Source organism: Mucilaginibacter psychrotolerans (assembly GCF_004519315.1).
Classification (GTDB): domain Bacteria; phylum Bacteroidota; class Bacteroidia; order Sphingobacteriales; family Sphingobacteriaceae; genus Mucilaginibacter; species Mucilaginibacter psychrotolerans.
Window position 1 is genome coordinate 1 of sequence record NZ_SOZE01000015.1, and the last position, 14958, is coordinate 14958.

The window sequence follows — 14958 nt, forward strand, 5'->3', positions numbered from 1 at the left end:
CAGCTCGGCGGCGGCTTTATCGTAGCGTGGGGTGGTATCGTTATGGAAGCCGTGGTTTACATTTTCGTAGATGAAGGCCTGGTACTTTTTGTTGTTCTCTTTTAGTGCGGCTTCATAGGCCGGCCATCCACTTGTGATGCGGGTATCCAATGATGCATAGTGAAGCATCAGCGGCGCATTAATTTTCGGCACATCGGCAACGGCAGGCTGTGAGCCGTAAAAAGGTACAGATGCGGCTAAGGTGGGTATGCGCACGGCCATCATGTTGCAGATGCCACCACCGTAGCAAAAGCCAACTACGCCCACCTTGCCGTTGCAGTCCGGGTGGGTTTTGAGGTATTCGTATGCAGCTATAAAGTCTTCCTCCATCTCACCTTTATCGCGCTTGCCTTGTAGTTCGCGCCCGGCATCGTCGTTACCGGGGTAGCCGCCGAGTGGGGTAAGCGCATCTGGTGCGAGTGAAACAAAGCCGGCAAGGGCGGCCCTGCGGCCAACATCTTCAATATAGGGGTTGAGCCCACGGTTCTCGTGCACCACAATGATGCCGCCCAGTTTCTTTTTGGTATCGATGGGTTTGGATAGTAGCCCTTTTATAGTTCCGCCACCCTTTGGCGAAGCATATTTGATGTAGCCCGACTTCAGCCTGGGGTCATCGGCTTTCACTTGTATATTGCCCTTATAATCGGGCATCAAAAAACTCAACAGCGCGGGCACGGTGAGGCCGCCTACGGCATAAAGCGATAATTTTTGGACGAAGGAGCGGCGGTCGAGCCGGTTGTGCGCATAATCGTCATACAGGTCAAACACTTCCTGCTTAACGTCTTCTTTATTGATGTGGCTCATGGTAATTGGTTTGCTCAAATTTAGTTATTCGATGCAATGGCTTGCAAACCAATTGGTAACAGTGTCGTTACGGTAAATGTTTTTCGGGGCTGAGAAAAGACCTTGTTGGTTATTTTTCAACACAGAGACCACGGAGGGAGGAACACAAAGGGCACGGACCCAAATTTTACGTCAGGTGGGTGCTCATGTAATGTAGCTGTCTTGATTCCTGATTCTTGAAGTCTTGATTCTAAGCTAAGGCGCTAGTTCTTCTTATCCCCATCGGTGATGGTTTTGATAAGGCTGCCCCAGGCAAGCGGGTTAAGCAGCGGGTTGGTAATAGAATGGGAGTTTACAATATTGGTATGCATTTGCCCGGCATTTGCGGCTTGTATCTCTTGTCCATCGCGCGGCAGCGAGGTAGTAAGTGCGGCTATTGATGCACGACTGATGTTTTTGCGGGCAATCTCCAGGTCATCATCGGCCAGTTTGGCGGTAACGAAATCGCGGCGGAACTCATCTGTAGTGGCCCATGGAAACACGCGGAAAACCGGCAGGTTGGTTATCTGCGGCTTTATTTTTATTTGCGTGGTATAGCTTTTATTGGCCAGGTTTGCGGGGATAACCACCTGCAGCGGCGAGTAACCAACCGCAGTAAAGGTAAGCGTATCCTGCTCATGCACCACAAACGAGAAATAGCCATTATAGCTTGCCACAGTAGTAGCATTACGGTAGCTGTTGTTGGTAATGGTTACGTAAGGTACCACCACCCCGGCACTATCGGCATTGTGTATAACGCCGGTAAATTGCACCAAAGGTTTTTCCTTTTGGGCAATTGCCGAAAGTGATACGAACATTAATAATATGCCAATTAGCTTTTTCATTATACTTAGCGCAGCTGTTGAATGATATATACGTTACGCGGGCTGCAAAATTACGCTATTTCCTGTTATATACAGCAATTTAACAATTCTTAACACTACCTCAGGTTCTCCGGTAGCACGGCATTCGGATCGTCGATATCCGTTAGGTTTACGGCCTCTACGGCGGTAATTTCGGGCACGGCCTTTTTAATGGCCTGCTCAATACCGGCCTTAAGCGTCATGATACTCATGGGGCACGAGCCGCAAGAGCCTAGCAGCTTCAACTTAACAACATTTTCAGGCGTTATCTCTTCTACAGACACGTTACCGCCATCGGCCTCCAAATATGGGCGAATGGTATCTAACGCAGCCTCTACCTGATCTATTAAACTCATTTTGATGATTTATATACGTAAAGTTATTAATTATATTTCAATAAACAAGCCCCACCCAACCCTCCCCGGTAGGGAGGGCTTTTTAATTTTTTCCTAAAGTCTCCCCTGCCGGGGGAGATTATTCACGGTTTTATTTCTTTTTAGCTTTCATGATGGCTTCGCCGTTTAGAGGGCGCTTCTTAAGCCCCTCCCTGCCGGGGAGGGGTTTGGGGTGGGGCTGCATTTGCTATAGAAACCTGCTGCGCCACGCGGCGTGCCATTTCCATAAAAGCAATACTCATGCCGCCTTCATCTTCCAGTACAATGGGTTTGCCCGCATCGCCGCTATCGCTTATCCCTTTTATCAAAGGTATCTCGCCTAAAAAGGGTACATCCAATGTTTGTGCCAGCTTTTGGCCGCCGCCTTTGCCAAAAATATAATACTTGTTATCGGGCAATTCGGCAGGGGTAAAGTAGCTCATGTTTTCTACCACACCTAAAATAGGAACGTTGATGGCCGGCATCATAAACATGCCAATCCCTTTCTTCGCATCGGCCAGGGCCACGTTCTGCGGGGTGGTTACAATCACCGCACCCGTAATCGGGAAGCTTTGCGTAACCGTGATATGTATATCGCCTGTGCCCGGCGGCAGGTCTATCACCAGATAATCCAGTTCACCCCAGTCGGCATCGTTAAACAATTGCTTTACTGCAGTAGATACCATTGGTCCGCGCCATGGCACGGGCTGGTTGGGGTCGGTAAAAAAGCCAATCGAAAGCAGCTTGATGCCGTATTTCTCTATAGGCTCTATGCGGGTTTTGCCATCCACATTGCTGGCCATGGGCCTAGCGCCTTCCAGGCCGAACATGATCGGGATAGAGGGGCCATAAATATCGGCATCTATCAGCCCAACTTTTGCCCCCGTTTTAGCTAATGCAAGCGCCAGGTTTACCGATACGGTAGATTTGCCTACGCCGCCTTTGCCCGATGCTACCGCAATAATATTCTTCACGCCCGGCACGCCTGTGTTGCGTTGCGAGGTTACCCGCGAGGTCATATTAATGCTTACTTCGATATCTTTGCTGACGAAATGCTTGATAGCATTGCGGCAGGCGTTCTCTATCAAAGCTTTGAGCGGGCAGGCTGGGGTAGTTAATATCACCGAAAAGCTCAGCTTATGGCCATCGATAACGATATCCTGTATCATGTTGAGGGTAACCAGGTCTTTTTTAAGGTCGGGTTCCTCTACATTGCTAAGTGCTTGTAAAACTTGTTGTTGGGTAATTTCCATATACTTAAGGCGCAAAAATACAAAAACAGAGCGCGTGCCAGGGTTGTTAAGAAAAAACAATTTGCCGCAACAAAGCGTTGCAAGGCATCATATTTAGTTTAGTTTTGAAAATAATTTTGTCAAATGCGCCGAATCAATCCTAAATATCTCCGTATAGCAGGCATCGTTGTTGCAGTTATCGTAGTTATTACGCTTATAGTCGGCAGCATTGCCTATTCTAAACGCGAGGCAATCCTGCAATCGGTTATCAGCAAAGCTAAATCAAAAGCCAAGAGAGATTATAATTTAGATGTAAAAATAGGATCGGCCCATTTTACAGGCCTTGCAACCGTGGCTTTTACGGATATTTCCGTGGTTCCCTTTCAGCGCGATAGCTTCCTGTCTATCAAGAAATTCGATGTAAGCGTAAAGCTGCTCCCGTTACTTTTCGGCAACATTAAACTGGGCGATGTGGTATTGCAAAACGGTCACCTCAACTTCACCAATTTAAAAGGTGTAAAAAACTTCGACTTTCTTTTCAAGAAGAAAAAAGACAGCACCCAAACCAGCCATAAACTTAACCTGGCCGAATTATCAGACAATCTCATAAACCAGGTGCTATACAAAATACCAGATAACCTGTCGCTCGATAATTTCCTGGTTTCGGCAACAGACGATAGCACGCACATTACCATGCTGGCCAAATCGGCCCTGATAAATGATGGCAAACTGGCCTCTACCATTTTGGTGAATGATGGCATCGCCGCGTCTACCTGGCATTTTGATGGCAAGATGCACCCATCTGATAAAGATATCGACGTGCGCCTGTATGCCGATGGCAAAAAGGTGGAGCTGCCGGTGCTGCAGAAGAAATTCCACGTACGTCTCAACTTTGATACCTTGACCACCAAGCTAAGCAAAGTAGAGCGCAACGATGGCGAAACCCAAATATTTACTTCCTGTGCGGTGCGCAACCTGCTGGTGAACCACGCAGGGCTTTCACTCAAGGATATCATTGTGCCATCGGGCTCTATAGATGCCAATATCTTTGTGGGGGCCAATTACCTTTCGCTGGATAGCTCATCGGTTATCCACCTCAAGAAGATAACCGCAAGGCCTTTCCTTAAATACACGCTTAACCCGGTTAAGATTTATGAGATGAAGATAAATACCGGCTGGGTTAATGCGCAGGATGTGTTCGATTCGTTCCCTACCGGCCTGTTCGAATCAATGGAAGGCATGCAGGTAGCCGGTCGCTTGAATTACAGCCTCAATTTCTTCATGAACGCGCAGCATATCGATGATTTGGTGTTCGATTCGCGGTTGAATAACGAGAACTTCAAAATCGTGAAATTCGGCAAAACTGATTTCAACAAGCTTAACAAAACCTTCGTTTACACGCCGTACGAATACGGCAAGCCAATGGCACCGCACGTAATAGGGCCCGAAAACCCGGAGTTTACGCCTTTAGAACAAATATCGCCCGATGTACGCAACGCGGTGATGACGGCAGAGGACCCTTCCTTTTACCGCAACAGGGGCTTCGTAGATGAATCTATTCGCAAATCATTAGCTACGGATTTCAAAACCAAGAAGTTTACCCGTGGCGGCAGCACCATATCCATGCAGCTCATTAAGAACGCTTTCCTTGTGCGCAGCAAAACGCTTTCGCGCAAAATAGAAGAGATACTGATTGTTTGGATAATAGAAAATACCCGGCTGATGAGCAAGAACCGCATGCTGGAGGTTTACTTCAATATTATTGAATGGGGCCGCAATATTTATGGCATTGGCGAGGCATCGCATTATTATTTCGGCAAATCACCATCAGAACTTACGCTTGGTGAAAGTATCTTTTTGGCCAGTATTGTTCCCCGCCCTAAAGCCGGGCTTTACGCCTTCCAGCCAGACGGCACTTTAAGGCCGGGCCTGCATGGCTATTTTAATCTCATAGGTCGACTGATGGCAGGCAAGGGACTTACCGAGCGCGATACCAATGCCTATGGTTTTTACAGCGTACGTTTGAGAGAAAGCCTGCGCCGCGAAATGCCGGTAGTTGACACCACCGTGGTGGATAGCCTCATCAAACAATCCGACGAAAACGACGGAGTTGGCGTAGGCATACCCGCACCCGAACTTGAAGAAAAGCGGCCTACCTTTATCCAGCGCCTATTTGGCAAAAAGGATACCTCGCAGGCCGCCAAGGTGGAGGAACGGATAAAAGAGACCAACGATATGATCAAAGCCCGCATTAAGCTGGAAATTGAGCAGATGAAAGCCGACTATAAAAACCGGATGAACAACGTAGACACCACCGGTCGTACCAATAAAGAGGTGAAGGAAGAGAAAAAGCGGCTGAAACAGGAAATGAAAGATAAAGAGAAGGAGATGCGCAGCCACCTGCCGTAAGGGTTAGGCTTTTAGGTATAACCAAAACAACACTAACCGTCATCCTGAACTTGTTTCAGGACCCCACAGGACAGGTCGACCACTTGCATGGCGAAGTACCATACCGGCTACTTTTATGATGGGGTGTTGAAATAAATTCAACATGACGATAAGTTACCCGGTTTCGAAAAACATCATCATCTACCAATTTAGTAGTATTTACTTAAGTGTGACGCGTTTAAATGTTTAAACAAGCAATTTTGCATTGTCAAAATATTTAGAACATCATGTCATTAACAGATCAATTAAAATGGCGTTACGCCACCAAAAAATTCGATAGCACCAAAAGACTTTCGGCAGAACAATTAGACTACCTACTGGAAGCTATACAGCTTGCCCCATCATCTTATGGCTTGCAGCATTATAAAGTAATCGTAGTAGAAAACCCCGAAGTACGTGCAAAACTGCGCGAAGCTGCTTACGGCCAGCCACAAGTTACCGATGCTTCGCAACTGATTGTATTTGCTGCCGAAACGAATATTGACGAGGCTTACGTCAAAAGCTTCGTAGATCTGGTTGCCGAGACACGCAACGTATCGCGCGAGAGCCTTGCCGGCTTAGAGGGCATGGTGCTTGGTGGCATTGCCAACCGCACGCCCGAGCAGCTTCTGCTATGGGCGCAAAAGCAAGCCTATATCGCCTTGGGCATATTGTTGGCTGCAGTAGCAGCAGAAGGGATTGATGCCGTTCCAATGGAAGGTTTCGACCCTGCAAAATTCGATGAGATTTTAGGCTTGAAGGAAAAAGGCTTAACCGCAACAGTAATTGCCGCCGTTGGTTTCCGCGCCGAAGACGACGCTTACAGCAAATTGGTAAAAGTGCGCAGGCCCCAAAGCGAGCTGTTTATACACATATAAAGATTGTGGATGAGGGAGGTTTCTCCCTTAAGTGTTGCGTGATGAGGCGCGGAGGTTTTCCCTTCGTGCCTTTTTTATTGTGCTGTAAGCCAACAGGTGGCTTGTAAAATTACGCTTACAAGGCATGCAATCTGCTTGATTTTTACAAAATTAGCGGTTAAACTTTTTACTGATCTTATGACTGTATCTCTCCATCTCCGTCGGGCGCTGTTGATTGCCCTGGCCGTATCGGCATTATCCGCGCAAGCGCAAAAAAAGCAGCTTACTACCGGGCAAATGCTCAAGAACGAGCCCAATAAAATCATCACCGCGCTGCCTAACATCACCGGCTGGGCCGATGATAGTCATTACATAAAAGGCGCCGCCCGTGGTCGTGGTGGCAATGGTGGCAGCAGCGTATCCATTGATGTACTTACCGGTACCGAAACCCCATATACTCCACCCGTTACCAACATGACGGTGAGTGTACACGATAAAGATATTTACCTGAAACAGGTGGACGGTACCGAAAGCCGCCTCACTAAAACCAGCGACGAGGAGCAGAACCCAACCCTCTCGCCTGATAACAGCAAGGTAGCTTATACCTTCGGCGGTAATCTTTACATACTGGATGTGGCCAGCGGCAAATCGGAAAGGATCACAAACGACGGTACCGATGTAATCTACAACGGCTATGCATCGTGGGTATATTATGAGGAGATATTGGGCAGGTCATCACGCTACAAAGCGTTCTGGTGGTCGCCCGATAGCAAGACCTTGGCCTGGATGCATTTCGACGATACGCAGGTGCCGATGTTCCCGCTGTACAATTCTGAAGGGCAGCACGGCTTTACCGAATTAACCCGCTACCCCGAGCCGGGCGACCCGAACCCCAAAGTAAAACTGGCCTTTTACAACGTGCCTGCCAATAAAATTACCTGGGCCGATTTCAACGAGAATGATGATACTTACCTGGGCACGCCCATCTGGTCGCCCGATGGTACCGAACTGTGGATGCAGTGGATGAACCGCGACCAGAACGATCTGAAACTTTATGCCGTTACCCCTGCCACTGGTACCAAAAAAGAAATTTACGACGAGAAGCAAAAAACCTGGATCAGCTGGTTTAAGGATGTCAACTTTTTGAAGAATAACCAAGGCTTTATTGTGATGAGCGACAAAAGCGGCTGGGAGCATATTTACTGGTACGGCATGGATGGTAAGCTGAAACAGCAGGTAACCACCGGCGATTACACCGTAACCGGCATCCAGTACATCGACGAAAAAAATAAGCTGGTGTACTTTACCGCCCGCAAAGAGAATACCGCAAGGGTAGATCTGTATAAAACGGGCTTCAATGGTAAGGGCTTTACCCGCCTAACCGCTGGGGAGTTTAACCACTCGGTATCCATGTCGCCCCAGGGGAGCTATTTTACCGATACCTACTCCAACGTGGCAACCCCGGGAAAAACGGCGGTGTTCGATGCCAAAGGCAAATTGATAAAAGAGATAGGCGATAGTAAAGGCGCTGAATACGGAGATTACGAACTGGCTACAACAAAGCTTATCCGCGTGAAAACCGCCGATGGTTTCGATTTGCCGATGACCATTATGCTGCCATTGAACTACGACCCGAACAAAAAATACCCGGTGATGATCAGCATCTACGGTGGCCCTAATGCAGGCACGGTGATGGATACCTGGCGTTTTAGCGGCATGGCACAATGGTGGGCTAAAGAGGGCATGATACAGGTGGCAATGGACCACCGTGCATCGGGCCATTTCGGTAAAATGGGCCAGAACTATATGTATAAAGACCTGGGCAAATGGGAATTGGCCGATTATATAGAAATGGTGAAATACCTGCGCACCCTTAGCTATGTAGACCCAACCAAAATGTGCATTACCGGCGGCAGCTACGGCGGTTATATCACTGCCTATGCGCTTACTTATGGTGCGGATTATTTTACCCACGGCATAGCCAACTTCGGCGTAATGGACTGGAGCCTGTACGATAGCCATTACACCGAGCGCTATATGGGCACCCCAAAAAACAACCCCGAAGGTTACAAAAGCAGTTCGGTATTAACGTATACCAATAAGCTGAAAGGCGTTTTGCGTATTGTACACGGCACTATGGACGATAACGTGCACGCGCAAAACAGCATACAACTGATTAGCAAACTGCAGGACGAAGGCAAGCATTTTGAGTTTATGCTATACCCCGGTCAGCGCCACGGTTTTCGCGACCCCCAAAAGGCCGCGCACCAAACCATGGAAACGAACAGGTTTATCTACCAGTATTTGTTAATGAAGCCTGTGCCGGCTGAATTGGCCGCTAAATAGGTTACTATCCTAATCAAGAAAGGGCGGACGGCGTTTAGCTGTCCGCCCTTTTTTCATTTGTGATCCTGAAGATACGGCGAGACTATTTATGGTTTTTATTCCAGCCGATTTTTAGTTTGCCTTCTTCTTCGTGCGCACGTATGTGCAGCACGATGCCTTTGAAGCGTTTCTTTTTCAACTCTTCTTTATCGGTTATCTGCGCATCGTTTTTGGGGTTACGTAAAGGCACATCAAGCGCAATATCGGTGCCGTTGCTTAGGCCGTAAACGCCTGCCACATCCATGTTAAGCACGCTTGAGCTTATCTCCATGGGATTGATGGTTATTTTATCGCCCATCAGGTCAAAATCGCCATTAAGTGCAGATAGCGTAATGTTATTCAAATCGCGGAACGGGAATGCAAACTTGCCAACGCTCTTTATCGGCTTAAAATTCAAGAGTGCGCCGTCCTTCAAATTCAACAGCACCTTGCCTCTTATGGAGTGTTTTACAATGTCGCCGGTATTGGTAATCGAGCCTACGGTACTTGTCCTTGCAGAAAGGTAGCCCTTGAGGTTTTCGCTGGTCAAATCTGTCAACCCGAAATTATCGAACGCATAGAAAAACTTGCTAACGTTTACGTTGCTGATGGTAGTGGCCACGATGAAGTCGTTCACTTTTTCTTTCTGTACCAGGTTGCCGTTCAGCCTCAGCGAGCCATCTGAAGTTTTCAGACTTACCTGCTTTATACGGATACCGTCTTCGGATAAAAGCAGGTCGGCATTAACATTGGTTGCTAAAAATTTGCGGTAATGTAGTTCGTTGATGCGCATATGCATATCGGCCTTGGCGCTATTTAAAACGGTAGCTAATCGCTTCACCATATCGCCATTGTTGCTTGCTTTGGCAGGCTTACGCGAGGGTTTTGCGCTGTTTAAGAAGCCTATAAATTCTGCAAGGTAAATTTGCGGACTCGTCACCTGCCAGTCAATCAGTATTTTTTCGGGCGCGCTGTAGTACAGGTTCATGAAGTTTTTTACCTGGCCCTCCATGCGTACAATGCTTTGCCCGCTTTGCAGGCGGATGTTTTTCAAAAGGAGGTCATTCCCCACAAAATTGAGCGAAATGGATGTATTGGTGAGGTTAAGGTTGCGGGGAAAATAACTGATATTGGCATTCGCGAGGTTGATGGAACCGGTTACTACAGGTTTATTAAGCGTGAGGTTAATAATATCCGCCTTGTAGTTCAGATTCATATCAACGCTGCCTTTTGTGAATTTGGCCACTTTGCTATCCAGTATATTATTGAAATTGGTTGCCGGGAAACTAGACTTAAAGTTACCCGTGGCTATCGGCACCTCCAGGTTGGTTATGTTGCCGGCATCTATCATAAAAGGCAAATTATTGTAACTGCCCTTAAAGTTGCTGAGCCGGATGATGGAGTTGGCATCTGTAAAACCTTTGCCTTTGATATTTTCATTAGTGAAAACGGCATTGAAATTACAATCATCTATAACGGCACCGGGAATGGTAAGGCGATTATTACCAACCAGGGCGGACACATAAAAGTAAGGATCGCCGCCACCGAAGCTGCCGGATATGAGGGCTTTCACGCCAATCGGGTTATCCAGATTGAATCGGTTTAACACCTTTTGAATATTAGGCGCCAGCAGCGCAGATGCCCTGCGCCAAAGCAATTTATCGTTAGTGAGGTGGAAGGCAAAAGTATCATCGCCTTTGCCGGTAACAAACAACGCGTTCAGGCCAAATACATCGCCGCCGATATCGAAATTATTTGATTTTACCGAAATCTTCCCGGTTTCTTCGTTAAAGCCGGCCTCCAAATCTGTTTGTATTTGCTTGTTCTTGATGAAGCTGCCGCGTTTGGTATTAAAGGCAAGGCTTTTTGCCAATACATTCAAATGCACGGCGGCGTGCCAGCCGGTATCGGGGTAATTCATTTTGCCGTTAAGTTGGTCTACCGCAAAGTTGAACAGCTTGTTTGCCTTTTGGTTGTTAATGGTAAAGTTTACGTTGGCCAGGCTGAACCTTTTTAACTGGGTTGACGAATTGCCTTCATTTTTTTCTGTTTTGATGCTGTCTTTTTTATTCTTTTTAAACACCGCCGTATTGCTGTAGCCCGTGCTATCAGTGTACAAATCTATAGATGCGTTGTTGATGCCAATATTGTTAATGCTGATAACGCCCCTGAACAATGCCGCAGCGTTTACGGATACATTAAAGTCCTTAGAGGCCAGTAGGGTGTGATGGTGTTTGGGGAACTGCCTGTCGCGGATAACCACATCTTTCAGTGCGAGCGATACATATGGGAAATTGCTGAAGAACGATGGCTTAATATCGCCAACGGTAAGGGTGCCGTCTAAATTCTCGTTGAGTTTTTTGATCACCTGTGCCAGCACCTGCTGTTTGTTGTTGGCCACATAAATGGTTATTCCCACGGCTACCAAAACGAACAGCAGTATTAAACCACCCAGTACCTTTAATAAAATTTTTAACCACTTTGGCATTGCAAATAATTTATGTAAGAAAACTTAAAGGTCACTTTTGTTTTAATTTGGGCGATGGTAACCAACATATTACCTATAAATAGCATAGCTAACAGGAATGAGATGCCATAAAACAAAAAAAGCCGCTCTTAGGAAGCAACTTTGTGGACGAAAACGCGGCCATTGGTCATGAAGCCGTGGGTGGATTATTGGTCCAATGTAATGTAACGCATTGTGCTCCAATATCCCCAAAAAGCATATCTGAGCGCTTGAGTTTAGTTTGCTTGGGATAGTGTAGTACTTGATTTGCGCGGCAAGAGCTGCATCATTTAGATTTTTTTGGTGCTTTTAAATTCTCATTCAACCTGAATTCTGCTATCCGGGTAATCAGCTCCAGGGGCATAGGCTTATCCAGCGGAAACTGTACCGAACCTTTGGCGCTTTTGTAGCCTGCAATATCCTCCGCAAAAACTTCTATGGCTAAAGAGCCGGGGTAAAGGCCGATATGGTGCTCGTACGCGGCGAAATGCGCCAGCAAACCCTTGTACTTATAGGTAGGTATGGCATAGCTAATGCTTTCCTCAGCCTGGGGCATTACTTTTAATATGGCATCCTTTACCTGGTTCATGGCATCCTGCGTTTCCTGCGGAAACCAGGAGAAATATTCCTCAACGCTTTTTGGGGTTCTCATGGTGTTTATCTGTTGTAATAAGCAGCCTCCAATTCGGTCACGTTTATCTTAACCATTTTCATCATGGCCTGCATGGCACGTTGCGCACCAGCAGCATCGCTGCCGCCAAGATATTGACCTAATGCATTAGGGATGATTTGCCACGATACCCCATACTTATCGGTTATCCAGCCGCAGCGTGATGGCGTACCCTCCTCAGCAATTTTATTCCATAGCTCGTCTACCTCAGCCTGGTCCTTACATTTTACAAAGAAAGATATGGCCGGGTTTTCAATCTTGTAATAAGGGCCACCATCCAATATCATAAACTCCACACCTTCCAGTTCGAAGGTGGCGGTGAAGATGCCGCCTTTTTCTGCGGGGTGGTTGCGCACATTTTTTATTTTCGAGTTTTTAAAAACGGAGGTGTAGTAGTTGATGGCTTCTTCCACCTGGCCATCGAACCATAAAAACGGACTGATCTTTTGCATACTATTTTAGTTTTATAATTGTTTATCAAAGCTACTGCCGCTCATCCGTACCGACAGGGTGTTAATGCGACTAGTTAACGGGCCGGACGCGGCGCTTATCTGAACTCGAATTTTAGGGAATTAAAGAATTGGCAGAATAAACGGAGTTCCCGGAAATTCTGATAATTCATAAAATTCTTTTAGTCAGTTTAGATGAACGTTTAGTTAGCCATGCCTGGTTGCGCCGTAGCGTTCGCGGGGCAGCTCACCACAAAATTTTTGGCTATGCATTTAAATTTAAGGATTTATAAGTTAACAAAATAATCATGTCCCTTTGAAAATAATGTCAGAATCAGAAAATTATTCAGAATAAGTGGCTTCTCTATAAAAAAGGGATTACCGGAAAATCTGTTCATTTCTACAATCCTGTAAATTCTGATTCAGACAATCCTTGCTTGCAACCAAAGCTTTTTTATTACTAATTTTATGAACTATGAAAAACATACCAACCTTGTATAGCTGGGTGGGTGGCAACGATGCCTTAGAAAAACTTACTGAGATTTTTTATGATAAGGTGCTACACGATGATTTGTTGCAACACGTGTTCAAGAACATGTCGGCAGCACACACCAAACATGTGGCGCATTTTATTGCCGAAGTTTTTGGCGGCCCCGAATTATACACCCAGGGCGATGATGGCAGCCACGCCAAAATGGTGGCCCACCATGTAGGCAAGCTGCTTACCGAAGCGCAGCGCCAACGCTGGATAGCCTTGCTGCTGCAAAGCGTAGACGAACTTGGGATTGCCGACGACCCGGAGTTTCGCTCGGCACTGGTGGCTTACCTGGAGTGGGGCAGCCGTATAGCCGTAATCAATTCCAAATTAACCGATAATCCTTTGCAGCACGATGCGCCTATGCCCAAATGGGGATGGGGCGTACCCGGCGGCCCTTATATACCCAAAGAACAATGAACGCAATATCCTTAGAAGATTTAAAGGCCATCCCGGTGCTGGCCGAGGTGCCCGATGAGCAACTGCAATGGTTTATAGATAATGGCGAAATAGTAGCGATGGAAGAAGGCCAGCGCATGTTCGAAGTGGGCGAACCGGTAAACATGACCACTGTTGTGCTCGAAGGCCGCATACGCATATGCGTGCTGCAGAACGGGAAGTTCCGCGAGATAGCGGTTATCCGCGAGCAAGGCATTACGGGGTACCTGCCCTTTTCTCGGGCAAAGAAAACACCCGGGTTTGGCGAGTGTACCAAAAATGGCCGCGTTTTTAGGGTGCCTGCCGAAAAGATCAAGGAAGCCACCAAGGTACACTACGAACTAACCGAGGCCCTGGTACACACCATGACCAGCCGCATCCGCGACTTTACTTCGCTACAGCAGCAAAACGAAAAAATGTTTGCGCTGGGCAAGCTATCCGCAGGGCTGGCGCACGAGCTGAATAACCCGGCGGCGGCCATTAGCAGGGGGGCATCGTCATTGCATGCCCAAATACAAAATCTGCCGGCTATGTTCAAAGCCATCGTGTCCTTAAACATGACACCCGAAAAGGTTGATAAAATAAATGATTTGCTGGTTACCCGCGCCAATCAAACCGACAGGCCGGTATTGAGCATGATGGATAAAGCTGATCGAGAAGATGATTTGGCCGACTGGCTGATGGACCACGAGATAAAAAAACTGGAATTTGCCGAAAACCTGGTAGATTTTGATTTTGTACCCGGCGACCTCGATCATATGAACGCCTGCACACCGGTTTCTGAGCAATTAGAGATTGTGCTGGCCTGGGTAAACAATTACCTGCTGGCCACCAAAATGATTGCCGATATCAAAGAATCTTCGCAACGGATATCGCAATTGGTTACCTCGGTAAAAACGTTTACCCATATGGATAGAGATAGCGATAAGCAACTGCTGGATATACACAGCGGCATACGCAACACCCTTACCATGCTGGATTATAAGCTTAAGAAAGGAAATATTAAATTAGCCGAGGATTTTGACCTGAACCTACCACAGGTAAAAGCCATGGCCGGCGAACTGAACCAGGTATGGACGAACGTTATAGACAACGCCATAGATGCCATGGAGGTAAACGGCAGTGGCCTGCTCGAGATAAAAACACAACAAGACAGGCAATTTGTACAAATTACGATAAAAGATAACGGCCCGGGCATACCCGAGGAAATGCAATCGCAGATATTCGATCCGTTTTTTACCACTAAGGATATGGGCAAGGGCACCGGGCTTGGCCTGGATGTAGTTACCCGTATTATACGCCAGCACAATGGCACGGTGAAGGTAAAATCGGTACCGGGCAGCACCGAATTCATCATCTGCTTCCCCATAAACGACGATTAA

12 protein-coding genes are annotated in these 14958 nt (G+C 47.0%); 5 read left to right on the plus strand and 7 right to left on the minus strand.

The features are described from left to right. The 4 genes from E2R66_RS15095 to E2R66_RS15110 all read right to left on the minus strand — a co-directional run. The coding region (locus tag E2R66_RS15095; protein WP_134737934.1) for a dienelactone hydrolase family protein at positions 1–843 on the minus strand (843 nt) is incomplete at its 3' end. Between the two features lie 242 nt (positions 844–1085). Continuing rightward, on the minus strand, positions 1086–1706 hold the full coding sequence (locus E2R66_RS15100; protein ID WP_133234165.1) for a hypothetical protein: 621 nt from the start codon (positions 1704–1706) through the stop codon (positions 1086–1088). Between the two features lie 95 nt (positions 1707–1801). Beyond that, a complete protein-coding gene (locus E2R66_RS15105) occupies positions 1802–2080 on the minus strand; it encodes a NifU family protein (protein WP_133234163.1) in 279 nt (92 codons plus the stop codon). Positions 2081–2259: 179 nt separating this feature from the next. Beyond that, positions 2260–3351 (minus strand): Mrp/NBP35 family ATP-binding protein, encoded by a 1092-nt coding sequence (locus tag E2R66_RS15110; protein ID WP_133234161.1) that lies wholly within the window; start codon positions 3349–3351, stop codon positions 2260–2262. 123 nt (positions 3352–3474) lie between these two features. On the opposite strand from E2R66_RS15110, the gene E2R66_RS15115 reads away from it, so the two are divergent. From E2R66_RS15115 to E2R66_RS15125, 3 genes are all read left to right on the plus strand, one after another. Next, positions 3475–5739 carry a transglycosylase domain-containing protein gene (locus E2R66_RS15115; RefSeq protein WP_133234159.1) on the plus strand — a complete coding sequence of 755 codons (2265 nt, stop codon included), beginning with the start codon at positions 3475–3477 and terminating at the stop codon, positions 5737–5739. Between the two features lie 266 nt (positions 5740–6005). Continuing rightward, on the plus strand, positions 6006–6635 hold the full coding sequence (locus tag E2R66_RS15120) for a nitroreductase family protein (protein ID WP_192901979.1): 630 nt from the start codon (positions 6006–6008) through the stop codon (positions 6633–6635). Positions 6636–6812: 177 nt separating this feature from the next. Next, on the plus strand, positions 6813–8960 hold the full coding sequence (locus E2R66_RS15125; RefSeq protein WP_133234155.1) for a S9 family peptidase: 2148 nt from the start codon (positions 6813–6815) through the stop codon (positions 8958–8960). Positions 8961–9042: 82 nt separating this feature from the next. Here the strand turns inward: E2R66_RS15125 and E2R66_RS15130 are convergent, their stop codons facing one another. From E2R66_RS15130 to E2R66_RS15140, 3 genes are all read right to left on the minus strand, one after another. Continuing rightward, the gene (locus E2R66_RS15130; protein WP_133234153.1) at positions 9043–11466 is read right to left on the minus strand and encodes an AsmA family protein; all 2424 of its coding nucleotides are present in this window, start codon (positions 11464–11466) and stop codon (positions 9043–9045) included. 304 nt (positions 11467–11770) lie between these two features. Continuing rightward, positions 11771–12136, minus strand: a complete 366-nt coding sequence (locus E2R66_RS15135; protein WP_133234151.1) for an iron chaperone — start codon at positions 12134–12136, stop codon at positions 11771–11773. A gap of 5 nt (positions 12137–12141) precedes the next feature. Next, positions 12142–12606, minus strand: coding sequence for a VOC family protein (locus E2R66_RS15140; RefSeq protein WP_133234149.1), 465 nt, complete (start codon positions 12604–12606; stop codon positions 12142–12144). Between the two features lie 472 nt (positions 12607–13078). On the opposite strand from E2R66_RS15140, the gene E2R66_RS15145 reads away from it, so the two are divergent. Both E2R66_RS15145 and E2R66_RS15150 read left to right on the plus strand, forming a co-directional pair. Continuing rightward, complete coding sequence (locus tag E2R66_RS15145) at positions 13079–13558, plus strand: group II truncated hemoglobin (RefSeq protein ID WP_133234147.1); 480 nt, start codon at positions 13079–13081, stop codon at positions 13556–13558. Then, a complete protein-coding gene (locus E2R66_RS15150; RefSeq protein WP_133234145.1) occupies positions 13555–14958 on the plus strand; it encodes an ATP-binding protein in 1404 nt (467 codons plus the stop codon). The genes E2R66_RS15145 and E2R66_RS15150 overlap by 4 nt, the downstream gene beginning before the upstream one ends.